20 protein-coding genes and 7 tRNA genes are annotated in these 24010 nt (G+C 53.7%); 18 read left to right on the top strand and 9 right to left on the bottom strand.

The window, feature by feature from the left end; translation table 11 throughout:
• Nucleotide 1: 1 nt before the first annotated feature.
• The 3 genes from phrB to BY447_RS15995 all read right to left on the bottom strand — a co-directional run bounded on the left by phrB (nt 2) and on the right by BY447_RS15995 (nt 2750).
• Entirely contained in the window at nt 2-1426 is a 1425-nt protein-coding gene (phrB, locus tag BY447_RS16005) for a deoxyribodipyrimidine photo-lyase (protein WP_110331511.1), read from the bottom strand.
• A gap of 12 nt (nt 1427-1438) precedes the next feature.
• Nucleotides 1439-2395, bottom strand: a complete 957-nt coding sequence (locus BY447_RS16000) for a YbgA family protein (RefSeq protein ID WP_013357131.1) — start codon at nt 2393-2395, stop codon at nt 1439-1441.
• Between the two features lie 154 nt (nt 2396-2549).
• Entirely contained in the window at nt 2550-2750 is a 201-nt protein-coding gene (locus BY447_RS15995; protein WP_013357130.1) for a DUF2517 family protein, read from the bottom strand.
• 257 nt (nt 2751-3007) lie between these two features.
• On the opposite strand from BY447_RS15995, the gene kdpE reads away from it, so the two are divergent.
• Nucleotides 3008-3682 carry a two-component system response regulator KdpE gene (gene kdpE / locus BY447_RS15990; RefSeq protein WP_033782331.1) on the top strand — a complete coding sequence of 225 codons (675 nt, stop codon included), beginning with the start codon at nt 3008-3010 and terminating at the stop codon, nt 3680-3682.
• A 273-nt stretch (nt 3683-3955) separates the two neighbouring features.
• Here kdpE and pgm read toward each other — a convergent pair whose 3' ends face one another.
• Both pgm and seqA read right to left on the bottom strand, forming a co-directional pair.
• On the bottom strand, nt 3956-5596 hold the full coding sequence (pgm, locus tag BY447_RS15985) for a phosphoglucomutase (alpha-D-glucose-1,6-bisphosphate-dependent) (RefSeq protein ID WP_033731859.1): 1641 nt from the start codon (nt 5594-5596) through the stop codon (nt 3956-3958).
• A gap of 26 nt (nt 5597-5622) precedes the next feature.
• Nucleotides 5623-6171 (bottom strand): replication initiation negative regulator SeqA, encoded by a 549-nt coding sequence (gene seqA / locus BY447_RS15980; RefSeq protein ID WP_013357126.1) that lies wholly within the window; start codon nt 6169-6171, stop codon nt 5623-5625.
• A gap of 250 nt (nt 6172-6421) precedes the next feature.
• Here seqA and ybfF point away from each other — a divergent pair, with 250 nt between their 5' ends.
• The 4 genes from ybfF (at nt 6422) to fur (ending at nt 9083) form a co-directional block, all read left to right on the top strand.
• Entirely contained in the window at nt 6422-7186 is a 765-nt protein-coding gene (gene ybfF, locus BY447_RS15975) for an esterase (protein ID WP_033782330.1), read from the top strand.
• Nucleotides 7187-7354: 168 nt separating this feature from the next.
• On the top strand, nt 7355-7630 hold the full coding sequence (gene ybfE / locus BY447_RS15970; RefSeq protein WP_003852811.1) for a LexA regulated protein: 276 nt from the start codon (nt 7355-7357) through the stop codon (nt 7628-7630).
• 132 nt (nt 7631-7762) lie between these two features.
• Nucleotides 7763-8293 (top strand): flavodoxin FldA, encoded by a 531-nt coding sequence (fldA, locus tag BY447_RS15965; RefSeq protein WP_013357124.1) that lies wholly within the window; start codon nt 7763-7765, stop codon nt 8291-8293.
• 346 nt (nt 8294-8639) lie between these two features.
• On the top strand, nt 8640-9083 hold the full coding sequence (gene fur / locus BY447_RS15960) for a ferric iron uptake transcriptional regulator (RefSeq protein ID WP_009091454.1): 444 nt from the start codon (nt 8640-8642) through the stop codon (nt 9081-9083).
• A 66-nt stretch (nt 9084-9149) separates the two neighbouring features.
• On the opposite strand, the gene BY447_RS15955 is transcribed toward fur, so the two are convergent.
• From BY447_RS15955 to nagE, 3 genes are all read right to left on the bottom strand, one after another.
• Nucleotides 9150-9545: a hypothetical protein gene (locus BY447_RS15955; RefSeq protein WP_110331510.1), complete on the bottom strand. Its 396-nt coding sequence runs from the start codon at nt 9543-9545 to the stop codon at nt 9150-9152.
• 236 nt (nt 9546-9781) lie between these two features.
• Nucleotides 9782-11449: a glutamine--tRNA ligase gene (gene glnS / locus BY447_RS15950; protein ID WP_013357122.1), complete on the bottom strand. Its 1668-nt coding sequence runs from the start codon at nt 11447-11449 to the stop codon at nt 9782-9784.
• Between the two features lie 152 nt (nt 11450-11601).
• On the bottom strand, nt 11602-13629 hold the full coding sequence (nagE, locus tag BY447_RS15945; RefSeq protein WP_110331509.1) for an N-acetylglucosamine-specific PTS transporter subunit IIBC: 2028 nt from the start codon (nt 13627-13629) through the stop codon (nt 11602-11604).
• Between the two features lie 328 nt (nt 13630-13957).
• Here nagE and nagB point away from each other — a divergent pair, with 328 nt between their 5' ends.
• The 12 genes from nagB to BY447_RS15885 all read left to right on the top strand — a co-directional run bounded on the left by nagB (nt 13958) and on the right by BY447_RS15885 (nt 20991).
• Complete coding sequence (gene nagB, locus BY447_RS15940) at nt 13958-14758, top strand: glucosamine-6-phosphate deaminase (RefSeq protein WP_013357120.1); 801 nt, start codon at nt 13958-13960, stop codon at nt 14756-14758.
• A gap of 62 nt (nt 14759-14820) precedes the next feature.
• Nucleotides 14821-15969 carry an N-acetylglucosamine-6-phosphate deacetylase gene (nagA, locus tag BY447_RS15935; protein ID WP_095707559.1) on the top strand — a complete coding sequence of 383 codons (1149 nt, stop codon included), beginning with the start codon at nt 14821-14823 and terminating at the stop codon, nt 15967-15969.
• 7 nt (nt 15970-15976) lie between these two features.
• On the top strand, nt 15977-17197 hold the full coding sequence (gene nagC / locus BY447_RS15930; protein WP_033731851.1) for a DNA-binding transcriptional regulator NagC: 1221 nt from the start codon (nt 15977-15979) through the stop codon (nt 17195-17197).
• A gap of 186 nt (nt 17198-17383) precedes the next feature.
• On the top strand, nt 17384-18136 hold the full coding sequence (locus BY447_RS15925) for an HAD-IIA family hydrolase (RefSeq protein WP_110331508.1): 753 nt from the start codon (nt 17384-17386) through the stop codon (nt 18134-18136).
• A 308-nt stretch (nt 18137-18444) separates the two neighbouring features.
• Entirely contained in the window at nt 18445-20112 is a 1668-nt protein-coding gene (gene asnB / locus BY447_RS15920; RefSeq protein ID WP_013357116.1) for an asparagine synthase B, read from the top strand.
• A gap of 218 nt (nt 20113-20330) precedes the next feature.
• Nucleotides 20331-20407 (top strand) — tRNA-Met (locus BY447_RS15915).
• 9 nt (nt 20408-20416) lie between these two features.
• Nucleotides 20417-20501 (top strand) — tRNA-Leu (locus tag BY447_RS15910).
• Nucleotides 20502-20523: 22 nt separating this feature from the next.
• Nucleotides 20524-20598 (top strand) — tRNA-Gln (locus tag BY447_RS15905).
• A 35-nt stretch (nt 20599-20633) separates the two neighbouring features.
• Nucleotides 20634-20708, top strand: a tRNA-Gln gene (locus BY447_RS15900).
• 22 nt (nt 20709-20730) lie between these two features.
• Nucleotides 20731-20807: transfer RNA gene (locus BY447_RS15895), tRNA-Met, on the top strand.
• A 6-nt stretch (nt 20808-20813) separates the two neighbouring features.
• Nucleotides 20814-20888 (top strand) — tRNA-Gln (locus tag BY447_RS15890).
• 28 nt (nt 20889-20916) lie between these two features.
• Nucleotides 20917-20991, top strand: a tRNA-Gln gene (locus BY447_RS15885).
• Nucleotides 20992-21094: 103 nt separating this feature from the next.
• On the opposite strand, the gene ubiF is transcribed toward BY447_RS15885, so the two are convergent.
• Nucleotides 21095-22267, bottom strand: coding sequence for a 3-demethoxyubiquinol 3-hydroxylase (ubiF, locus tag BY447_RS15880; protein ID WP_033782316.1), 1173 nt, complete (start codon nt 22265-22267; stop codon nt 21095-21097).
• Nucleotides 22268-22439: 172 nt separating this feature from the next.
• On the opposite strand from ubiF, the gene miaB reads away from it, so the two are divergent.
• Nucleotides 22440-23864, top strand: coding sequence for a tRNA (N6-isopentenyl adenosine(37)-C2)-methylthiotransferase MiaB (gene miaB / locus BY447_RS15875; protein ID WP_033731849.1), 1425 nt, complete (start codon nt 22440-22442; stop codon nt 23862-23864).
• Nucleotides 23865-24010: the final 146 nt, after the last annotated feature.

Raw genomic sequence — 24010 nt, 5'->3', positions numbered from 1 at the left:
CTCAGGCGGCGCTTTTGGCGCGCTCAAAGGCGTCTAATGTCTTTTTACGGGCTGCCTTATGATCCACGATTGGTGCCGGATAATCGAGTTTCCTGTTGTTCTTTTCCGCCCAGACGTGGGGCTGGTGAATATGGCTGTCAGGGACATCCGCCAGCTCCGGCAGATAGTGACGGATAAACTCGCCCTGCTCATCGAAGCGCTCGCCCTGTGTGGTCGGGTTAAAAATGCGGAAATAGGGTGCTGAATCTGTACCGGTGGAAGCCGCCCACTGCCAGCCACCATTGTTTGCGGCCAGGTCGCCATCAATCAGCTGCTGCATGAAATAGCGTTCGCCTTCGCGCCAGTCGATCAGCAGATCTTTAACCAGGAAACTGGCGGTGATCATCCGTAAACGGTTGTGCATCCAGCCCAGCGCCTTCATCTGACGCATTGCAGCATCGACGATCGGATAGCCTGTTTTTCCCGCTTTCCAGGCATCGAAATGCGCGTCTTCACGCTGCCATTCCACGTTACGCGTCCAGTCAATAAATGGCTTGTGCCGGCACAGTGCCGGATAGGCCACCAGCAGATGACGATAGAACTCACGCCAGATCAGCTCGTTCAGCCAGGTAAATGCGCGACTGTTATCCAGCGCATCGGGATGTTCATGCAGCACGCGATGCAGGCACTGACGAGGCGACAGCACGCCGGTCGACAGATAGACCGACAGGCGACTGGTAGCGTCCAGCGCAGGAAGGTCGCGCTTCGCGGGATAATCGATAATGGGTTGAGTGGCGAAATGGCGCAACCGCTTCAGGGCAGCCGCTTCGCCTGCCGGAAACAAATCCTCATCAAAGGCTTCGGTCGGACAGTCAAACGCAGGGATTGGGGTGGTTTTCAGCGGCGCACCGTCGCGCGGCTTAGGTGCAGGCACGCACTCCGGAAGACTCTGCTGCAAACGGCGGACAAAGGCTTTGCTGAACGGCGTAAAGACTTTATACATTGAGCGATCGCCACTCTGCACACTGCCAGGTGGCAGCAGCAGGCTGTCATCAAAGCCCTGGCAGATCACGCCCGCGTCATCGAGACGCTTTTCCGCCTCGGCATCGCGCTGACGCTCATTCACTTCATACTGATAGTTATAGAAGAGCTGGTCGACATGGTGCTTGTCACAGAATTCGGCCAGCGCATCGATACTGTCGCTGAAGGCGTGACACGCCTGATAGTGCAGCGCAATGCCCCGCTCAGCCAGCGCGTTCTGTACTTCCACCAGACTGGCGTGAATAAACGCCGCCTGCCTGGGTGACATGTCATGCTGCTGCCACTGTTCCGGCGTAGCAAGGAAGAGCGCAATCACTTTTGCCTTGCTGTCGCGACAGGCGGCGTGAAGTGCCAGATTATCGTTGATGCGTAAATCATTACGCAGCCAGACCAGATGAGTGGTCATACGCCTCCTGAATTACTGTCCGTAGCGTAAGCACAAGGCTTCGGGATAGGGATCGAAATAGCGCTGCTGTGCCAGCCACGGATGCGGAAACTCAGCCATGTAGTGCTTGAGAATGGTAATGGGCACCAGCAGCGGTTGTGTACCCTGACGATAGCGGTCAATCAGCGTTGCCAGCTCCTGACGCTGCGGTGAGCTTAGCTGGCGGCGGAAGTAGCCCTGCACGTGCATCAGCACATTGGTGTGATTACGACGTGAGGCGGGACGTGACATCAGTTCCATCATGCGATTGCGGTACTCAAAGGCAAAGGCATCCAGCGAATCCCACTGGCTCATCGAAGCAACAAAGGGTCCCAGCTCGCGATATTTCTCCTGCGAATGCGCCAGCATCATCAGTTTGTAGCGGCTGTGAAAGGCGATCAGCCCGTGACGGGTCAGGCCGCTTTCCCACATCTGATTAAATTCATGCAGTGCGCAGATACGGCCGATAAAGTTCTCTCGCAGAGCGGGATCGTGCAGACGACCATCCTCTTCCAGCGGCAGCCAGGGCATCTCGCGCTGCAGGAATTCAGCAAAAATGCCGGTGCCCACTTTGCGGTTATTGTTGTTGTCGGGTTCGTAGACCCGTACGCGCTCCATCCCGCAGCTGGGCGACTTGGCGCACAGGATATAACCGGAGAGATGATGCAGCGATTTTACCCGCTCCGCAGACCAGTCACGCATCTGAGCGGTGACTTCTTCGCCGCCGTCTTTGCTGAAGCAAAGATGCACCTCATCATCACCCTGCTTTACCAGACGCAATGCCGGACGCGGCGTAGGCAGCCCAATCGCCATTTCAGGACAGATCGGCTCAAAGCGGACAAATGGCGTAAGATCCTCAGTTGCAAAAGTAAGACGCTTATGGCCACCATCAAACCTCACGCTATCACCGAGCAGGCATGCACTGATTCCAACGGGGATTTTTTTGCTCATACTTGTACAACCTCCGAAATCTTGTAGAGGTTTAAGTGTAGCGCAAAATGGTCCGGAATAAAGGGGGAAAACGCGGTTCCGGACCGCTTATTCTCAGAAAAAACGCAAAAAAAAGCCCGGTCAGATGACCAGGCCTGTTCTGCGGGAGGGCTCATTACCAGAATGCGCCACCACCGGCTTCAGACTGCGCCAGCCAGACTGGCTTTGCGCTGGTCTTGCACCAGACGCGATGCAGGTAACTGTAGAAGCGTGCCCGATCCTGTCGAAACAGCATAACAGGCAGTGCCAGAACGCCGAGAAGAACCACCAGCGTACGACGCGCGAGTATTTTATAACGTGGATAAGCCTGATACATGGTTTCTCCTCCCGGTAAGTTAAAGTGTGCGAATGTGATCTGTGTTCAACTTTACGCCAGGTTGTGTAATTTTACTACTCATCTGACCACTTATTTGTCGCTATTTTTGCTGTTTAAGAATTAACCTGTAATTTAGTTACAGATAAGTTACCGCCAGGTTACGAGAGGGTTTGAATGCCCGAAAGATGACGCGCGCGGACGGCAGCATAAAATATTGATAAAGTAGCGCTTCGGCTCTCACTCAAGGCAGGTATTGCGTGACCACGGTTTTGATCGTTGAAGATGAAAAAGAGATCCGCCGTTTTGTCCGGCTGGCGCTGGAAAATGAAGATCTGAAGGTGTTTGACGCCGATACGCTGCAACGCGGACTGATTGAAGCGGCAACCCGTAAACCTGATTTAGTGATCCTCGATCTTGGCCTGCCGGATGGGGATGGCACCGATTTTATCCGTGACCTGCGCCAGTGGAGTGCCATACCGGTGATAGTGCTGTCGGCGCGCAGTGATGAACAGGATAAGATCGCCGCACTGGATGCCGGGGCGGATGACTATCTGACCAAACCTTTTGGCATTGGCGAACTGCTGGCGCGCGTCCGTGTTGCACTGCGCCGTCATGGTGGTCAGCAGCCCGAAGCAAGAATTCAGTTTGCCGACGTCAGCGTCGATTTTGCCGCACGGCGGGTACAGCGCGGCGGCAGTGAGATTCACCTCACGCCGATTGAATTTCGTCTGTTGAGCATTCTGCTGAATAATGCCGGCAAGGTGCTGACGCAGCGGCAGCTGCTGAGCCAGGTCTGGGGGCCCAATGCGGTGGAGCACAGCCACTATCTGCGCATTTATATGGGGCATCTGCGCCAGAAGCTGGAAGCGAATCCGACCCAACCGGCCCATCTGCTGACCGAAACCGGGATTGGCTATCGCTTTATGCCATAAAAAAGGCGCCAGAGGCGCCTTTCATAACTGCAAACAAACTCAAATCAGAGTGAATCTGACCGCAACGAATAAACCTGAGGCGCAGGAAACTGGGTCAGAGGAGGAAAGCGTCCCATGCCATGGATGGCGTGGGCCGAGCCTGTCATGGATGACGGCTTTTGCGTCTTTCCGATCTGACCCTGTTTCCTGTGCTGGCACGTTCCCGCAGCTAACTGGAGTAGATTTTGTCAACAATCTAAATGGCGCCAGAGGCGCCTTTTCTTTACCCGACTATCAGGCGTTTTTCAGCACTTCGCTGACAATCTCTACCGCTTCTTTCTCAATCTGCGCGCGGTGTTCTGCGCCCAGGAAGCTTTCACAGTAGATTTTGTAGGCGTCTTCGGTGCCTGACGGACGAGCAGCAAACCAGCCATTCTCCGTCATCACTTTCAGACCGCCGATAGACGCACCGTTACCTGGTGCCGCAGTCAGACGCGCGGTGATGGGATCACCCGCCAGCGTATCCGCGCTTACCATTTCTGGTGACAGCTTCGACAGTGCAGCTTTCTGCGCTGAAGTGGCGGATGCCTGCAGACGGTTGTAGCTTGGTGCGCCAAAGCGCGCGGCCAGCTCGTCATAATGCTGCTGCGGGTTTTTACCGGTCACAGCGGTGATTTCAGCCGCCAGCAGACACATGATGATGCCATCTTTGTCCGTTGACCATGGCGTGCCATCAAAACGCAGGAATGATGCACCCGCGCTCTCTTCGCCGCCGAAACCGAAGCTGCCGTCATACAGACCATCAACAAACCATTTGAAACCAACCGGCACTTCCACCAGCTTGCGGCCAATGTCGTTGACCACACGGTCAATCATGGCGCTGGACACCAGGGTTTTACCCACGGCGACATCCTGGCCCCACTGTGGACGATGCTGGAACAGATAGTTGATCGCGACCGCCAGATAGTGGTTTGGATTCATCAGACCCGCCGGGGTCACAATGCCGTGACGGTCATAATCGGGATCGTTGCCGAACGCCAGATCAAACTTGTCACGATAGGCCAGCAGGCCTGCCATTGCGCTTTCAGACGAGCAGTCCATGCGCACAACACCATCTTTATCAAGGTGCATAAAGCGGAAGGTCTGATCGACCGCGTCATTCACTAGCGTCAGATCCAGCTTGTAGTGCTCAGCAATACGCTGCCAGTAAGCAATACCGGAACCGCCCAGTGGATCAACACCCAGCTTCAGGCCCGCTTTCTGGATCGCCGGGAAGTCGATAATCTCGGCCAGACCTTCAACGTACGGCTGGATCAAATCTTTCTCGACAACATGGCCACTCGCCATCGCCTGTTCCAGCGGCAGACGTTTCACCTCTTTCAGCCCATCTTTGATCAGCTGATTAGCGCGATCTTCCACTACTTTGGTGACGTTGGTATCAGCCGGTCCGCCGTTAGGTGGATTGTACTTGATGCCGCCATCTTCCGGTGGGTTGTGCGAAGGCGTGATAACGATGCCGTCAGCCAGCGGGCCGCCCGCTTTGTTGTGCTCAAGAATAGCGTTCGAGATCGCAGGGGTCGGCGTATAGCCATTGTCCTGCTGCACAATCACATCAACGCCGTTCGCCGCCAGCACTTCCAGTACCGACAGGATCGCCGGTTCTGACAGCGCATGGGTGTCTTTACCGACGTAGCACGGCCCGGTGATGCCGTTCTTTTTACGCTCTTCGGCAATCGCCTGCGCGATAGCCAGAATGTGCATCTCGTTGAAGCTCTGACGCCCTGCACTGCCGCGATGGCCAGAGGTGCCAAATTTCACCGCATGTTCCGGGTTCGCCACATCGGGCTGCAGGACATAATATTGTGACGTTAATTGTGCAACGTTAATCAAATCGCTCTGCTGGGCGGGTTGCCCGGCACGTGGGTGATTGGCCATTGGCGCTGCTCCCTGACGCTTAAGTTTTAAATGGTGCCGCAAACTTTCTCGGTCAGTTCCGCCGGGAACTGCATCGAGAGCATGATGTGTTCGACCATGCTGCATTTACGACCAGTATTGGTGTTGGTGATCACCCAGTACGGTGTGCCGGGCACATGCTTCGGCTTAGTATGGGTGCCATTCTGTAACAGCGTATGCTCATCACCAGCAAAATAGACGCGGGTGCGGCCCTGCAGAGATGCAGTAGCTTCAGCAAAAGCTGCAGTATCAAGACGATAGAGCGTTGACAAGATAAGCATAAAGCGGTTCACCGCCCGCTTCTGCTCCGCATATTCATCGGAAAGCAGCAGCTCACGCACCGCGCGGACACGATCCTGCGGGCGCGAACCCACGGACGCAGGCTGAGACTCTTTCGCTGCCTCTTTTGAGGCTGGCTGAGCAGGCGAAGCGGGTGCAGTCTGACCGGCAGTGAACTTCAGCATACGACGCAGAATGTCGGATGCGCTTTCACCAATGTGTTGCGTGTGGCTGGCAATATAACGGTAGAGCTCTTCGTCAACTTCGATCGTTTTCATCTTATTCCGTACGGTTCTTTCTCATGACAGAACCACCTGTTTCCTGAAAAGCTCTGAGTATAGTCAGGCAATTCAAAGGATGTGCGGGTTCTAACATCAGGATTATAAAGTTAAATTCAGGCGGGTTGTTAGCAATCAAACGGTTTACGGGCAAAAGTCAGAATATGTCCTAATGCCGCCGGAACCGGCGCGCCTGAAAAGGTGAAACCATGATAACCTAAGCACAGGTCTCAAACTTAAGAACTTTGCTATGATTTTGAACGCCCGTCTGCAAACTGAACAATCCCCTGCTGATTCCTTACCTGTCCTGCTTATCCACGGCCTGTTTGGCAGTCTGGATAACCTTGGCGTGCTGGCGCGTGGGCTCAAAGATGCCGGGCCTCTGCTGCAGGTTGATGTCCGCAACCACGGACTCTCACCACGATCTGACGAGATGAACTACGCTGTAATGGCGCAGGACATGGTCGATACGCTGGATGCGCACGGCATTGAACGCGTCGCGGTGATCGGTCACTCAATGGGCGGGAAGATCGCCATGACCATGAGCGCGCTGGTGCCGGACCGCATCGAGCGGCTGGTGATGATTGACATCGCTCCGGTCGACTACCAGACCCGCCGCCATGATGAGATTTTTGCCGGTATTCGTGCTGTAACCGACGCAGGCGTCTCGTCACGCAGTGAGGCGGCGAAGATTATGCGTACGCTTATCGATGAAGAAGGGGTGATTCAGTTCCTGCTGAAGTCATTTCAGGCGGGCGAGTGGCGCTTCAACGTCCCGGTGCTGTGGGATAACTACACCACGATTTCGGGCTGGCAGCCCGTTCCGGCATGGGATCATCCGGCACTGTTTATTCGCGGAGGCGACTCCAGCTATCTGGACAACCGCTACCGCGATGCGCTGTTGCAGCAGTTCCCGGCCGCGCAGGCACATGTCATTGGAGGCGCGGGACACTGGGTTCATGCAGAGAAACCCGATGCCGTTTTGCGCAGTGTCCGTCGCTTTTTTGCGCTTTAAAAGCAAATAGATGGCGGCAAAGGTTTAGGATTGGCGTCCGGAGTAAGCGTGAAGTATGATGGCGCGCTAAAATTTTGCCGCGCGTCCGTTTTGCTGCGGCAATAGCCAATAATTTATAATCTGCGCGGTGAGTGACTGGCGCCCGCCCCCATTCAGTTTTACTAAGCCATGGCAAAAGAACAGACTGACCGCACGACGCTCGATCTCTTTGCTGATGAGCGCCGCCCTGGTCGACCCAAAACCAGTCCGCTTTCGCGTGATGAACAGCTGCGCATCAACAAGCGCAATCAGCTTAAACGTGACAAAGGACGCGGACTTCGTCGTGTCGAACTGAAAATGAACAGTGAAGCCGTCGATGCGCTCAACACGCTGGCAGAACAGCGCAATCTCAGCCGCAGCGAGCTGATTGAACAGATGCTGCTGGCACAGCTCAAACTGGATTAATGCGGGCAAATCGCACGCAGGAGCAAATGTCGGGGCTTTAACCGTTCACCGGTTTTCTCTCGTCTGCTATTATTCGCTGAAATGTGCTGCGGCACACATCTCATTATCAGGATTTAAGAGGTTATTTTACTCATGGCACTCGTAGGCATCTTCTTTGGCAGCGATACCGGCAATACCGAAAACATTGCAAAAATGATCCAGAAACAGCTGGGTACAGACGTTGCAGAAGTGCATGACATCGCGAAAAGCACAAAAGAAGATCTGGAAGCGTTTGATATCCTGCTGCTGGGCATTCCGACCTGGTACTACGGTGAAGCGCAGTGCGACTGGGATGACTTTTTCCCGACGCTGGAAGAGATCGATTTCAACGGCAAGCTGGTTGCGCTGTTTGGCTGCGGCGATCAGGAAGATTACGCGGAGTACTTCTGTGATGCGATGGGCACGATCCGTGACATCATTGAGCCGCACGGTGCCGTGATTGTCGGACACTGGCCAACCGAAGGTTACCACTTCGAAGCCTCAAAAGGTCTGGCAGATGATACCCACTTCCTGGGTCTGGCCATTGATGAAGATCGCCAGCCTGAACTGACTAACCAGCGCGTAGAGCAGTGGGTTAAGCAGATTTCTGATGAACTGCAGCTGAAAGATATCCTCGAAGCCTGATCCTGCCCGACTCAATGTGAGCGCCAGCTCACATTGAGGCAATGGAAATTCCTATAGAAATAATAGCCACATTTTTTTAACTTTCTCCGTTTAATCTGTAGAATACCCGCATCGATCTTCCGCTTATTTCTCAGGCGGCAAGACTAAGCGATGTACCAACAGACATCTGCCAGAATCCTCCCCGGCCCGGTGACCTATCCCCCACAGCCCGTGATGATTCAGGCACGCCCTCTGGTTTTCATTTCATCGCTTCAGTTCTATAATGAGACGCAAATGAGAATGAGCGCAGATCGACATTCAAGGCGACAAGCCACAAAAGTGAATATAGTGACAGGACAAAATCCGCATGACTGACAACAACACCGCATTAAAGAAGGCTGGCCTGAAAGTGACGCTGCCCAGACTGAAAATTCTGGAAGTGCTTCAGGAACCTGAGTGCCATCACGTCAGTGCGGAAGATTTGTACAAACGCCTGATCGACATCGGCGAAGAGATTGGCCTGGCTACCGTTTACCGTGTTCTGAACCAGTTTGATGACGCTGGTATCGTGACCCGTCATAACTTTGAAGGCGGCAAATCTGTCTTTGAACTGACGCAGCAGCATCACCACGATCATCTAATCTGCCTGGATTGCGGCAAAGTTATTGAGTTCAGCGATGAGTCGATCGAAACGCGTCAGCGTGAAATCGCCACCCGTCATGGCATCAAACTGACCAACCACAGCCTCTATCTCTATGGACACTGTACGCTGGGCGATTGCCGGGAAGATGAAACCCTGCACGACCAGTAACGCGACCTGAAATAAAAAAACCGGTGAATTCACCGGTTTTTTTTTCGTCTGTCCTGGGCTGTGATATCAGGCGACCAGCGTCTCCTGCAGATAGCGCCAGCGTGGAATGGAGCTGCTGCAGTCCAGTATCGCCAGCGAAATACGGCTCTGATTATTGCCATTCATCATCTGCATTTCGCGATACTGCACGGTGATCTCTTTCTCATGATGAGAAAGGATGACGTGCTCGCAGGTGGCAATACGCATCCCTTCGCGCTGTCCCTGCAACTGCCTGAAGAGTTCCTCGACCTCGTTCAGATTGTACTCTCTGCCCTTTGGGGTGACCATGCGGAATTCAGGATGGAAATAGGACATCAGCAGCTCAAAACTGTCATCAGATCCGGCAGGCTGGTTAAAAATACGTTCAATGAGCTGATGTAAAACGACCACACTGTTTCTGGCTTCCTGGGCGAGAACTGTCATTTTTTTTCCTTCTGTAACCCGCTTTGCAACCTCTGAGAGCGCATAGCCTACCTGAAAGCGGATAATTCACATCCGGAAATTGATTAATTTTTTTAAACTCAGATTTCTCTCACAATGCGGCATTTAATCGGTTGCGGTTAGGTCAGAATAATCGTCGGCAATGATTAAAATCGGGGCAACAAAAAAGGGCGATAAATCGCCCTTTTGTCATTTTATGAGGTCAGCCTCAAAAAAATTTATTCGCCGGTTTTCGCCCAGGTATCACGAAGACCGACGGTGCGGTTAAACACCAGCTGCGACGGTTTAGAGTAAACGCTGTCGGCACAGAAATAACCTTCACGTTCAAACTGGAATGGAGTGGTCGGTTCTGCATCGCGCAGGCCCGGTTCCACAAAGCCCTGTTTGATCGCCAGTGACTCAGGATTGATTACCGCCAGGAAGTCCTCTGCCGCGCCCGGATTTGGCACACTGAACAGACGATCATACAGACGGAACTCTGCTGGCTGCGCGTGATCCGCAGACACCCAGTGAATCACCCCTTTGACCTTACGGCCATCGGCAGGATCTTTGCTCAGCGTATCTGTGTCGCTGGTGCAGTAGATGCAGGTGATGTTGCCCGCTTCATCTTTAGCGACGCGCTCAGCACGAATCACATAGGCATTACGCAGGCGGACTTCTTTGCCCAGCACCAGACGCTTATATTGCTTGTTCGCCTCTTCGCGGAAATCGGCACGGTCGATCCAGATCTCACGGCTGAACGGCACTTCACGCGTGCCCATCTCCGGTTTACCCGGATGATTTGGCATAGTGATGATTTCGTTATGGCCTGCTGGCAGATTTTCAATCACCACTTTCAGCGGGTCCAGCACGGCCATGGCACGTGGCGCATTCTCATTCAGGTCGTCGCGAATACAGGATTCCAGCGAGGCCATCTCCACGATGTTATCCTGCTTGGTCACGCCAATACGACGGCAGAATTCGCGGATAGAGGCGGCGGTATATCCACGACGACGCAGACCTGAAACGGTCAGCATGCGCGGATCGTCCCAGCCTTCTACGTGCTTCTCAGTCACCAGCTGAGTGAGTTTGCGTTTCGACATCACCGCATACTCCAGATTCAGGCGCGAAAACTCATACTGACGAGGATGAACCGGAATGGTGATGTTATCCAGCACCCAGTCATAGAGTCGGCGGTTGTCCTGGAACTCCAGCGTACACAGCGAGTGCGTAATGCCTTCCAGCGCATCGGAGATGCAGTGGGTAAAGTCATACATCGGGTAGATGCACCACTTGTTGCCGGTCTGGTGGTGTTCCGCGAACTTGATGCGATAAAGCACCGGATCGCGCATCACGATGAAATTAGAGGCCATGTCGATTTTAGCGCGCAGACAGGCCGTGCCCTCGGCAAACTCACCGTTACGCATCTTCTCAAACAGCGCCAGATTCTCTTCCACGCTGCGGTCGCGATAAGGGCTGTTTTTGCCCGGCTCTTTCAGGGTGCCGCGATATTCGCGAATCTGATCCGGACTCAGCTCATCAACGTAGGCGAGACCTTTAGAAATCAGCTCGATGGCATAGTCATAAAGCTGATCAAAATAGTTTGATGAGTAACAGACCTCACCGCTCCACTCAAAACCCAGCCACTGGACGTCACGCTTGATGGATTCAACAAATTCCACATCCTCTTTAACCGGATTGGTATCGTCGAAACGCAGGTTGCATTGCCCCTGATAATCCTGGGCGATGCCAAAATTCAGACAGATCGATTTCGCATGACCAATATGCAGATAGCCATTGGGCTCTGGCGGAAAACGGGTATGCACGCTGCTGTGCTTACCGCTCGCCAAATCTTCGTCAATGATCTGACGAATAAAGTTAGTTGGGCGGGCTTCAGCCTCACTCATCTCAAAAATCCTCAATACGAATAACGGGTGATTTGTACCACGAAGTAACGGAGTATGATCCACAAAGCGTCTGAGGGAAACAACCGTTTGTTAAGCCTTTAAAACAAAAAAGGCAGGAATCGCTTCCTGCCTGTGGGGTTCTGTTGCGGGGATTAGCCTTTCACTTCATACAGCGGAGTTTCACCTGCCACCACCTGACCGCGGGCCAGTAATGTCAGACCGGCGAAATCATCGCTGTTGCTGACAACCACCGGACTCACCATCGAGCGGGCATTGGCGTTCAGGAATTCAAGGTCCATTTCCAGCACAGGCTGACCGGCGACCACCGTGGCCCCCTCTTCAGCCAGGCGGGTAAAGCCTTTACCTTCCAGCGCCACGGTATCCAGTCCCATGTGCACCACAATCTCTACACCATTTTCCGTTTCCAGACAGAAAGCGTGATTGGTGTTGAAGATTTTCACCAGCGTACCGGCAATTGGAGCCACGACCCATTTGTCGCTGGGTTTGATCGCCAGACCATCGCCTACCGCTTTGCTGGCAAAGGCTTCATCCGGCACATCATCCAGCGCAACCACTTCGCCCGTTACCGGTGCCAGCAATGTCGCAATAACACGCTTCTCACTGTTCAGCACGGCCTGCGGTTTAACGTCAGGTTCCACTGGCGCACTGCTGGTAGCAGCGGCTGCGACCGGGCCTTTGGTCAGCACTTTTTTCATCGCCGAGGCAATGCTTTCGGCCTGGGTACCTACGATGATCTGTACGCTCTGCTTATTAAGACGGATCACCCCGGATGCACCCAGACGCTTTGCAACGCCCTCATTGACCTGAGCCGAATCATTCACGTTAAGACGCAGGCGGGTAATACAGGCATCGATGCTGGTTAAGTTAGATGAGCCACCCACGGCACCAATATAACGGCGCGCCAGCGATTCAGTAGCCGTTTCACCATTGTCAGTTTTATCGACGTTAACGTCATAACCATCGCTTTCATCACCGGCAACAGCCAGCTCACGGCCCGGCGTCATCAGGTTGAATTTTTTGATGGTGAAGCGGAACACCACGTAGTAGATAACAAAGAAGACCAGGCCCTGCGGAATCAGCATGTACCAGTGTGTCGCCAGCGGGTTACGGGTCGACAGCACCATATCCACCAGCCCGGCGCTGAAACCAAATCCGGCAATCCAGTGCATGCTGGCAGCGATGAAGACCGAGATGCCGGTCAGGACGGCGTGGATCAGATAGAGCACGGGTGCCACGAACATGAAGGAGAATTCCAGCGGTTCGGTGATACCGGTAAAGAAAGCAGCAAACGCTGCAGCCAGCATGATACTACCGACTTTGACACGGTTCTCTGGACGCGCGCAGTGGTAGATAGCCAGCGCAGCACCCGGCAGACCAAACATCATAATCGGGAAGAAGCCCGCCTGATAACGGCCTGTGATGCCCACGGTTGCCGATCCATCAGCCAGTGACTGCGCACCGCCCAGGAATTTAGGAATGTCATTAATGCCGGCAACATCAAACCAGAACACCGAGTTCAGTGCATGATGCAGACCGACCGGAATCAGCAGGCGGTTGAAGAAGGCGTAGATACCGGCACCGGCAGAGCCGAGCTTCTGGATATGCTCACCAAAGCCCACCAGGCCATTAAAAATAACCGGCCAGATATACATCAGAATGAAAGCGACGAAGATCATCAGGAACGAGACGAGAATCGGCACCAGCCGGCGTCCGCTGAAGAAGGAAAGCGCTTTAGGCAGCTCGACATGGCTGAAGCGGTTATAGACCTCTGCCGACAGAATACCGACCAGAATACCGACAAACTGGTTGTTGATTTTGCCAAACGCCACTGGCACCTGGTCAACCGGCATCTTCTGTATCATCGCCACCGCGGCCGGTGAGCAGAGCGTGGTAACAACCAGGAAGCCGACAAAGCCAGTCAGGGCAGCGGCACCATCTTTATCTTTTGACATGCCATATGCGACACCAATCGCAAACAGCACTGACATGTTTTCGATGATGGCGGCACCGGATTTGATCAGCAACGCAGCGAGCGCATTACCTGCACCCCAGCTGTCCGGATCGATCCAATAACCCACCCCCATTAATATTGCTGCTGCTGGCAGGGTTGCTACCGGCACCATCAGTGCGCGCCCCACCTTCTGTAAATAACCTAACATATCCCCTTCCCCCTATGAGCCTGACTTGTCGCTTTGCGCCGCTTAATGTTGTTATGTCAGCTGCAAAGATCGTTAATACACTTCATATCACGCTGCGAAGTGTAATGATAAATTAATTCGCCTCGCAAATTAAAACCCTGGTAAATGTGATTTTTATCACTAAAAAACATCATGTAACACGGCAACATCTGGCTATCACCACAAACTTATTTTATGATCCGAAATATTGAATTACGCTCCGCCCGTAGCGAGAATAGACAATCTGCTCAGGCTGATGACTAACGCAACGGTTTAGCGATCCCCTTTCTATTTTCAAATGAGGTGAAATATGAGACTGATTCCTTTAGCGACGCCAACCCAGGTGGGTAAATGGGCCGCCCGACATATTGTTAACCGCATCAATGCGTTTAACCCCACGGCGGACAGACCTTTTGTTCTGGGTCTGCCAACCGGCGGCACGCCACTGGAGGCGTACAAACACCTGATTGATATGCACAAAGCGGGCCAGGTCAGTTTTAAACATGTCGTGACCTTCAATATGGATGAATATGTCGGTCTGCCAAAAGAGCATCCTGAAAGCTATCACAGCTTTATGTATCGCAACTTCTTCGATCACGTTGATATTCAACCGGAAAATATCAACCTGCTGAATGGTAATGCGCCCGATATTGACGCAGAATGTCGTCAGTACGAAGAGAAAATTCGCGCACTGGGTAAAATTCACCTGTTTATGGGCGGTGTCGGCAACGACGGTCATATCGCTTTTAACGAACCGGCGTCTTCGCTGGCTTCCCGTACCCGCATTAAAACCCTGACTCATGATACCCGCGTAGCGAACTCGCGCTTCTTTAACGGTGACGTGGATCAGGTGCCTAAGTATGCGCTGACGGTCGGCGTCGGCACGCTGCTTGATGCAGAAGAAGTGATGATTCTGGTTACCGGCCATGTCAAAGCGCAGGCGCTGCAGGCAGCGGTTGAGGGCAACGTGAATCATATGTGGACCATCAGCTGCCTGCAGCTGCATGCGAAATCGGTTGTGGTCTGTGATGAGCCAGCCACCATGGAACTGAAAGTCAAAACCGTGAAATATTTCCGCGAAATGGAAGCGGAAAATATGAAAGGCGTGTAACAGAATAGTGTCTTCCCCTGCTGTTACGCTGAGTGACAGCAGGCCAGGACGGGAGAAGAAAGATGTACGCATTAGTAAACGGTCGAATCTACAGCGGCCATGAGATTCTGGATAATCACGCCGTCGTGGTGGCTGACGGGCTTATTGCGCGCGTCTGCCCACGTGAATCGCTTCCGGCTGATATTGAGCAGCAGGATATGGCGGGTGCGATTATTGCGCCAGGCTTTATCGATCTGCAGCTCAATGGCTGCGGTGGCGTTCAGTTCAATGACAGCCTTGATGCGCTCAGCATTGAGACGCTGGAAACGATGCAGCGCGCCAATGAAAAGTCTGGCTGCACCAGCTTTTTACCGACGCTGATCACCAGCAGCGACGCGCTGATGAAGCGGGCAATTGAAACCATGCGCGCTTACCTGCAGAAGCATGAGCATCAGGCGCTGGGTCTGCATCTGGAAGGCCCGTGGCTGAGTAAGGCGAAAAAAGGCACCCACGATCCGGCACTGATTCGCCTGCCGGATGCGGCGATGGTGCAGTATCTTTGCGACAACGCCGACGTCATCACCAAAGTCACCCTTGCACCAGAAAACGCCGGCAGCGACGTGATTCGTCAGTTGACCGACGCCGGAATCATTGTCTCAGCGGGTCACTCGAATGCGACCTATGAAGAGGCAAAAGCGGGTTTTTCTGCTGGCGTGAGTTTCGCGACCCACCTCTACAATGCTATGCCGGCGTTTGCCGGACGTGAACCCGGGCTTATCGGTGCGCTGTTTGATTCGCCTGATGTATACTGCGGCATTATTGCGGATGGTTTACATGTACATTACGCTAACGTGCGCAATGCAAAACGCATTAAAGGCGACAAACTGGTGCTGGTAACCGATGCCACCGCACCGGCTGGCGCTGACATCAGCGAGTTTATTTTTGCAGGCAAAACAATCTATTATCGTGACGGCCTCTGTGTTGACGAAAACGGCACACTTAGTGGTTCGGCCCTGACGATGATAGAAGCAGTACAAAACAGCGTCGAGCATGTCGGTATCGCACTGGACGAAGCGTTACGCATGGCATCACTCTACCCGGCACGGGCGATGGGCGTGGAAAAACAGTTGGGCTCGATCGAAGCAGGAAAAATCGCGAACCTGACTGTGTTTACGCGCGACTTTAAAATCATTAAGACGTTAGTCAACGGAGACGACGTCCTGAGCGAGTAAGCACTGAATGACCACTGGCGGCCAGTCACAAATAGGAAATGTCGATCTTGTTAAGCAACTTAATAGCGCAGCGGTTTACCGGCTGATTGATCAACAGGGGCCGATATCGCGCATTCAGATTGCCGAACTCAGCCAACTCGCCCCCGCCAGCGTCACCAAAATTACCCGCCAGTTGATTGAGCGCGGCCTGATCAAAGAGGTAGACCAGCAGGCGTCTACCGGTGGTCGCCGCGCTATCTCGATTATCACTGAAACCCGCCACTTTCATACCATCGGGGTTCGCCTCGGCCGCAACGATGCGACTCTGACCCTGTTCGACCTCAGCGGTAAATCGCTGGCGCAGGAGGATTATGCGCTGCCGGAACGCACCCAGGAGACACTGGAACATGCGCTGTTTAACGCCATCAGCGGCTTCATTGAGCAGCACCAGCGTAAAATACGCGAGCTGATCGCGATTTCCGTCATCCTGCCAGGCCTGGTTGATCCGATTAACGGCGTGATCCGTTATATGCCGCACATCTCTGTCAGCCACTGGCCGCTGGTCGCCAGTCTGAAAAAACGGTTCAACGTCACCAGCTTTGTGGGGCACGACATTCGCAGTCTGGCGCTGGCCGAGCACTATTTCGGTGCAAGCCGCGACTGTGCTGACTCAATCCTGGTGCGCTTACACCGCGGCACCGGTGCCGGCATTATTGCTAACGGCCATATTTTCCTCGGCAGCAACGGCAACGTCGGCGAAATCGGCCATATCCAGGTTGACCCGCTTGGCGAGCGCTGTCACTGCGGTAACTTTGGCTGCCTTGAAACCATTGCCGCTAACGGCGCCATTGAGAATCGAGTGCGGCATCTGCTGAATCAGGGCTACCCCAGTGTACTGACGCTGGAGGCGTGCCAGATGTCCCACATCTGCAAAGCGGCCAATCAGGGTGATGCGCTGGCCTGCGAAGTGGTTGAACAGGTGGGCCGGTATCTGGGCAAAGCGATTGCCATCGCGATTAACCTGTTTAATCCACAAAAAGTGGTGCTGGCGGGCGAGATTACGGAAGCAGAAAAAGTGCTGCTGCCCGCGATTGAAGGCTGCATCAATACCCAGGCATTAGAAGCCTTTCGTAAAAATCTGCCGGTGGTGCGTTCTACCCTGGATCACCGTTCTGCGATTGGTGCGTTTGCGCTGGCTAAACGTGCCATGCTTAACGGCATTCTGCTGCAACATCTTCTGGAAGACTAAGAGCCTATCCCAGTAGGCGTAATTGGTGCAGGCAGTCTGGACATGGACAGCGCGGAACAACCGGAGCGTACACGTAGTACGTGAGGATTGTGAGCACTGCCCAGGTTTAGAATGACAAATAAAATAGCCTAATGGGACAGGCTCTAAGCTAACCCGCTGTTGTGGCGGGCCACATCGGATCTGACTATGACCATTAAAAGCGTAATTTGTGATATCGATGGCGTGCTGATGCACGACAACACGGCCGTTCCTGGCGCACAGGAATTTTTACAGCGTATTCTGGTCAAAGAGATGCCGCTGGTGGTGCTGACGAACTATCCCTCGCAGACAGAGCAGGATCTGGCTAACCGCTTTGCTTCTGCTGGTGTTGAGGTTCCTGAATCCGTTTTCTATACCTCTGCCATGGCTACCGCCGACTTCCTGCGTCGTCAGGAGGGTAAAAAGGCCTATGTCATTGGTGAAGGCGCGCTGATTCATGAGCTCTATAAAGCGGGTTTTACCATTACGGATGTGAATCCCGATTTTGTCATTGTCGGGGAGACGCGTTCGTTCAACTGGGACATGATGCACAAAGCGGCCTTCTTCGTCGCTAACGGCGCGCGCTTTATCGCCACTAACCCCGATACGCACGCGCGCGGCTTTATACCCGCCTGTGGCGCGCTCTGCGCCGGGATTGAGAAGATCTCAGGACGTAGCCCGTTTGTTGTGGGCAAACCCAGCCCTTACATCATGCGCGCCGCGCTGAATAAAATGCAGGCCCACTCAGAAGAGACGGTCATTGTGGGTGATAACCTGCGAACCGATATTCTCGCCGGTTTCCAGGCAGGTCTTGAGACAGTACTGGTGCTGTCAGGCGTCTCGACGCTGAGCGATATCGATGCCATGCCGTTCCGTCCGGACTGGATCTACCCTTCTGTTGCCGATATTGACCTGTTCTGATTCATTTCTCTTATGACGCATCCGTTTAATCTGTGATGCGTCCCCCCTTTTTTTCATGCTCCCGCCTACTTCCGCTGCCTGTTTTTTACTCACAAATGCCTTTTCATTGCCGATCCAACAACAAAACAACATTTAAATTGTCGTTTATTCAATTTTATCGCCATGTGAGCAATATTTTTATCAGTAAATCACGATTCCTCTTGCATTGAATACACCAAATAGCGCATTTTCTTATCTATCACGCAGCGTCAGGCTGCCGGACAAACGCAAAAGATAACATCGCCGTAAGGTGAGATCAGGAGTCAGTTATGTGTTCAATTTTTGGTGTGCTGGATCTGAAAACCGATCCTGTTGAGCTGCGCAAAAAAGCGCTGGAATGTTCACGTTTAATGCGTCATCGCGGCCCGGACTGGTCAGGTGTATATGCAGATGACAAGGCTATTCTGGCGCATGAACGCCTCTCAATTGTTGACGTTAACAACGGCGCACAGCCACTGTACAACGCCGATCACACCCACGTACTGGCCGTTAACGGCGAAATTTACAACCATCAGGCACTGCGCGCTGAACTCAGCGATCGCTACGAATTTCAGACCGGTTCTGACTGTGAAGTGATTCTGGCGCTCTATCAGGAGAAAGGTGTCGACTTCCTTGATGAGCTGGAAGGCATGTTCGCCTTTATCCTCTATGACAGCGTTAAGAAATCGTATCTGATTGGCCGCGACCATATCGGCATCATCCCGCTTTACATGGGTAACGATGAGCACGGCAACCTGTTTGTTGCGTCAGAAATGAAAGCGCTGGTACCGGCCTGCCGTTCGATCAAAGAGTTCCCGCCGGGAAGCTACCTCTCCAGCACCGATGGTGAAATCCGTCGTTACTGGCAGCGTGACTGGATGGAATACAAGAACGTTGAACACAACACCACAGATGCGGCTGGCCTGAAACATGCGCTGGAAGAGTCCGTGAAAAGCCACCTGATGTCAGATGTCCCTTATGGCGTGCTGCTGTCAGGCGGTCTGGACTCCTCTATCATTTCAGCTGTGACCAAGCGTTTTGCGGCAAAACGGGTTGAAGATCAGGATAAAAGTGATGCATGGTGGCCGCAGCTGCACTCTTTCGCGGTCGGACTGGAAGGTTCACCTGATTTAAAAGCAGCAAAATCTGTCGCGGAACATCTGGGCACCGTGCATCACGAAATTCATTTCACCGTGCAGGAAGGTCTGGATGCCATCCGCGATGTGATTTATCACATTGAAACCTATGACGTCACCACCATTCGCGCCTCCACGCCGATGTACTTAATGTCGCGTAAAATCAAAGCGATGGGTATTAAGATGGTGCTGTCTGGCGAAGGTGCAGATGAAGTGTTTGGCGGCTATCTCTACTTCCATAAAGCGCCAAACGCCAAAGAGTTCCACGAAGAAAACGTGCGTAAACTGCAGGCGCTGCATATGTTTGACTGCGCCCGCGCTAACAAAGCGATGTCTGCCTGGGGCGTTGAAGCCCGCGTACCGTTCCTGGATAAAAAATTCCTGGATGTGGCAATGCGTATCAACCCTGCCGACAAAATGTGTGGCAGCAACGGTAAAATGGAGAAACACATTCTGCGTGAATGCTTCTCCTCTTACCTGCCAGAGAGCGTAGCGTGGCGTCAGAAAGAGCAGTTCTCTGATGGTGTGGGTTACAGCTGGATCGACTCACTCAAGGAAGTGGCCGCGAAGCAAATCAGCGACCAGCAGCTGGCAACCGCCCATTTCCGCTTCCCGTTCAACACGCCGGGTTCGAAAGAAGCTTATCTCTATCGTGAGATCTTCGAAGAGCTGTTCCCGTTAGCCAGTGCGGCAGAGTGTGTGCCTGGTGGTCCATCGGTCGCCTGTTCGTCAGCTAAAGCGATTGAGTGGGATGAAGCGTTTAAAAACATGGACGATCCTTCCGGACGTGCCGTGGGTGTGCATCAGTCAGCCTATAAATAAGCCGACAGAAAGCCACCAGAATGGGCCGGTTATGGCCCATTTTTTTTACGATTAGCGTTGTATTCACTGAAAAATTGCCGAATAAACCGCCAGGCTGGTTATAAGCCAGTCAAACAGCGATTATCTGGCAAAAAACGGTAAAAAACTTGTTGACGCTGTCTGGTCAACTCCGCATAATGCGCCCCGCAACGCCGATGAAGGTAACGCGAAAAAAAGATGGCTACGTAGCTCAGCTGGTTAGAGCACAGCACTCATAATGCTGGGGTCACAGGTTCGATTCCCGTCGTAGCCACCATCTTTTTTTGCGGGAGTGGCGAAATTGGTAGACGCACCAGATTTAGGTTCTGGCGCCGCAAGGTGTGCGAGTTCAAGTCTCGCCTCCCGCACCATTTCATTATTCGGCAGCGTGGATGGGATATCGCCAAGCGGTAAGGCACCGGTTTTTGATACCGGCATTCCCTGGTTCGAATCCAGGTATCCCAGCCAATTTCGATGATTCTTGTATGCTGAGAACGGACGAATGGGATATCGCCAAGCGGTAAGGCACCGGTTTTTGATACCGGCATTCCCTGGTTCGAATCCAGGTATCCCAGCCATCATTGAAATGCAGTACAATTTGGCTACGTAGCTCAGCTGGTTAGAGCACAGCACTCATAATGCTGGGGTCACAGGTTCGATTCCCGTCGTAGCCACCATATAATTGGGGTGTCGCCAAGCGGTAAGGCACTGGTTTCTGATACCAGCATTCCGGGGTTCGAATCCCTGCACCCCAGCCATACAAAGACAATTTGAAAAACCCATTATTGGGGTGTCGCCAAGCGGTAAGGCACTGGTTTCTGATACCAGCATTCCGGGGTTCGAATCCCTGCACCCCAGCCAAATTGCACAACAAAGCCCGCTTTTGCGGGCTTTGTTGTTTTTGTCCCTTCTCCACCATCCTGATTACTGGCCCGCCCTGGGGCGAGCCTGAATGCGTAAGCGGCTATAGCCCCAGCGCGTAACGCAATACCTGCCGCTTCAGTACGCCAGAATGTTCAGCGGCAATCAGTCCGAGATTTCGCGCAAACCTCAGCGGTGCCAGCTGGTTGCTGAAGGCAAAGTAAAAGAGATCCATCCCGCCCTGCATCAGCATATTGTCTTTGCGACGCTGACGGTGATAGCGTTGTAATACCCGCTCTGACGCCCAGTCCTCCGCTGCACCGCGCGCGCTTACCAGCACATCAATCAACGCATCAATATCGCGATACCCCAGATTCACGCCCTGCCCGGCCAGCGGGTTAATGGTATGCGCGGCATCGCCGACCAGCGCCAGCCCCGGCAGGACATAGCGTGAAGCGTGACGTCGCACCAGCGGAAAGCCGCCCGCCGCATGGGCTTTGAACCGTCCCAGCCGCGCCGGGAAGTGGCTGGCAATCTCTTTCTCCAGCTGGGCTATTGGCATCGCCTGAAGCTGTCGCACTCTTGCGGGCGCGTCATACCACACCAGCGAGGCCCGGTTGCCATATAGCGGCAAAAAGGCCCGTGGTCCCTGAGGCGTAAAGTGCTGCCAGGTCGCATCCCCTGCCGGATGGTCGCAGGTTACGCTAATCAGTAAACAGGACTGCGCATAGCTCCAGCCATGAATCCCGATCCCGGCCATCTGCCGCACCTGCGAGTTTGCGCCATCTGCACCAATTACCAGCCGGGTATGTAAGGCCACGCCGTCGTTAAGGTCGACGCGCCAGCCGCCATTTTCTGGCTGCAGGTTTTCCAGCGTGGCCGGGCAATAGCAGGTCACGCCCAGCGACTGCATCTCCTCCCATAACGCCCGCTGAAGCACGCTGTTCTCAACCATAAAGCCCAGTTCAGGCAGGCCCAGCGAGGCCGCATCAAAACTCACCTGCGCCGTCTGCCACTCCCAGGTTTCCAGTCTGCGATAGGGCGCGCTGCGCATCGCTTCGACCCGCGGCCAGACGTTGAGCTGCTTCAGCAACGCCACCGAGGAGGATCCGATCGCTGAAATTCGCAGATCGGGGTCGCTGTCGGCATCAAATGGCGCGGGTTCAGCACGCTCAATCACCGCTACGCGAAAATGTTGCTGTGTCAGTCCACAGGCCAGCGCAGCACCGACCATGCCACCGCCGACAATCACGACATCAAACTGATTACCCTGCATTGCTTAACTCCCTCTCTTATTCCCGCCAGCCTGCGCATCGCGGGTCTGAATAGAGCAAAGTGTACCGGAAAACCCGATGGCTGGCAGAAAAGCCCTCAGGCTGGTCACCACAGCATCAAAGCATTACAATACGCGCCCCTCACTTCACTGCACTGAATCAATGGCTAGCGCGATGACAAAAAAACTGCATATCAAAACCTGGGGATGTCAGATGAATGAGTATGATTCATCCAAGATGTCTGATCTGCTGAACAGTACGCACGGCTATACGCTGACCGAGGTCCCTGAAGAGGCGGATATTCTGCTGCTTAACACCTGCTCCATTCGTGAGAAAGCGCAGGAGAAGGTGTTTCATCTGCTGGGACGCTGGAGAAAACTCAAAGAGCGCAACCCGGATGTGATTATCGGCGTCGGTGGCTGTGTGGCGTCGCAGGAAGGCGATCATATTCGTCAGCGTGCGCCCTGCGTAGATATTGTGTTTGGTCCGCAGACACTGCACCGCCTGCCGGAGATGATCAACACCGTGCGCGGCACTAAAAGTCCGGTAGTCGACATCAGCTTCCCGGAAATTGAGAAATTTGACCGCCTGCCGGAACCGCGAGCAGAAGGCCCGACAGCCTTTGTCTCCATTATGGAAGGCTGCAACAAATATTGTACTTTCTGCGTGGTGCCTTACACCCGTGGTGAGGAAGTGAGCCGTCCCAGCGATGACATACTGCTGGAGATCGCCCAGCTAGCGGCGCAGGGCGTGCGTGAAGTTAACCTGCTGGGTCAGAACGTCAACGCTTATCGAGGTGCCACCTTTGATGGTGAGATCTGTACCTTCGCTGAGCTGCTGCGCCTGGTCGCCGCCATCGACGGCATCGACCGCATTCGTTTCACCACCAGCCACCCAATTGAGTTCACCGATGACATCATTGATGTCTATCGCGACACCCCGGAGCTGGTGAGTTTCCTGCATCTGCCGGTTCAGAGTGGCGCAGACCGTATTCTGACACTGATGAAGCGCGCGCATACCGCGCTGGAGTATAAGGCGATTATCCGCAAGCTGCGCGCGGCGCGCCCGGACATTGAGATCAGCTCCGACTTTATCATTGGCTTCCCCGGTGAAACCCAGCAGGATTTCGAACAGACCATGAAGCTCATCGCCGACATCAATTTCGACGTCAGCTTCAGCTTTATCTACTCTGCCCGTCCCGGCACACCCGCCGCTGACCTGCCGGATGATGTCAGCGAAGAGGAGAAAAAGCAGCGTCTGTGGATCCTGCAGGACCGCATTAACCAGCAGGCGCAGGCGATCAGTCGCCGCATGCTCGGCACCGTGCAGCGTATTCTGGTGGAAGGCATCTCCCGCAAGAACGTCATGGAAGTCTCTGGCCGCACCGAAAATAACCGTGTGGTCAACTTTGAAGGCACGCCTGAGATGATTGGCCGCTTTGTAGATGTTGAAATTGTCGATGTCTACACCAACTCGCTGCGCGGCAAGCTGGTGCGTACTGAAGAAGAGATGGGCCTGCGCATGGCGCAAAGCCCGGCATCCGTGATTGCCCGTACCCGCAAAGAAAACGAAATCGGCGTGGGTCTGTTCCAGCCGTGATACCTGCTATATTGAGCGGCAGCGCGCATTGCGTTGCCGCCAATTTCACGCCGCGACACTTGGTTTCTGAAAGTGTCGCCCAAATATCTCTCCTTAAGCTTGCGCCCAGGCGTTACGGCATAAATAATTTCGTTATGGTGCATCCG

Source organism: Pantoea sp. JKS000250 (assembly GCF_003201065.1).
GTDB lineage: Bacteria > Pseudomonadota > Gammaproteobacteria > Enterobacterales > Enterobacteriaceae > Pantoea > Pantoea vagans.
This window is presented reverse-complemented; position numbering and strand designations above follow the sequence as displayed.

Excerpts from the sequence above, each read along its gene's own strand:
- phrB (WP_110331511.1), bottom strand. The coding sequence starts at position 1,426 with ATGACCACTCATCTGGTCTGGCTGCGTAATGATTTACGCATCAACGAT.
- BY447_RS16000 (WP_013357131.1), bottom strand. The coding sequence starts at position 2,395 with ATGAGCAAAAAAATCCCCGTTGGAATCAGTGCATGCCTGCTCGGTGAT.
- BY447_RS15995 (WP_013357130.1), bottom strand. The coding sequence starts at position 2,750 with ATGTATCAGGCTTATCCACGTTATAAAATACTCGCGCGTCGTACGCTG.
- pgm (WP_033731859.1), bottom strand. The coding sequence starts at position 5,596 with ATGGCCAATCACCCACGTGCCGGGCAACCCGCCCAGCAGAGCGATTTG.
- seqA (WP_013357126.1), bottom strand. The coding sequence starts at position 6,171 with ATGAAAACGATCGAAGTTGACGAAGAGCTCTACCGTTATATTGCCAGC.
- ybfF (WP_033782330.1), top strand. The coding sequence starts at position 6,422 with ATGATTTTGAACGCCCGTCTGCAAACTGAACAATCCCCTGCTGATTCC.
- ybfE (WP_003852811.1), top strand. The coding sequence starts at position 7,355 with ATGGCAAAAGAACAGACTGACCGCACGACGCTCGATCTCTTTGCTGAT.
- fldA (WP_013357124.1), top strand. The coding sequence starts at position 7,763 with ATGGCACTCGTAGGCATCTTCTTTGGCAGCGATACCGGCAATACCGAA.
- fur (WP_009091454.1), top strand. The coding sequence starts at position 8,640 with ATGACTGACAACAACACCGCATTAAAGAAGGCTGGCCTGAAAGTGACG.
- BY447_RS15955 (WP_110331510.1), bottom strand. The coding sequence starts at position 9,545 with ATGACAGTTCTCGCCCAGGAAGCCAGAAACAGTGTGGTCGTTTTACAT.
- glnS (WP_013357122.1), bottom strand. The coding sequence starts at position 11,449 with ATGAGTGAGGCTGAAGCCCGCCCAACTAACTTTATTCGTCAGATCATT.
- nagE (WP_110331509.1), bottom strand. The coding sequence starts at position 13,629 with ATGTTAGGTTATTTACAGAAGGTGGGGCGCGCACTGATGGTGCCGGTA.
- nagB (WP_013357120.1), top strand. The coding sequence starts at position 13,958 with ATGAGACTGATTCCTTTAGCGACGCCAACCCAGGTGGGTAAATGGGCC.
- nagA (WP_095707559.1), top strand. The coding sequence starts at position 14,821 with ATGTACGCATTAGTAAACGGTCGAATCTACAGCGGCCATGAGATTCTG.
- nagC (WP_033731851.1), top strand. The coding sequence starts at position 15,977 with ATGACCACTGGCGGCCAGTCACAAATAGGAAATGTCGATCTTGTTAAG.
- BY447_RS15925 (WP_110331508.1), top strand. The coding sequence starts at position 17,384 with ATGACCATTAAAAGCGTAATTTGTGATATCGATGGCGTGCTGATGCAC.
- asnB (WP_013357116.1), top strand. The coding sequence starts at position 18,445 with ATGTGTTCAATTTTTGGTGTGCTGGATCTGAAAACCGATCCTGTTGAG.
- ubiF (WP_033782316.1), bottom strand. The coding sequence starts at position 22,267 with ATGCAGGGTAATCAGTTTGATGTCGTGATTGTCGGCGGTGGCATGGTC.
- miaB (WP_033731849.1), top strand. The coding sequence starts at position 22,440 with ATGACAAAAAAACTGCATATCAAAACCTGGGGATGTCAGATGAATGAG.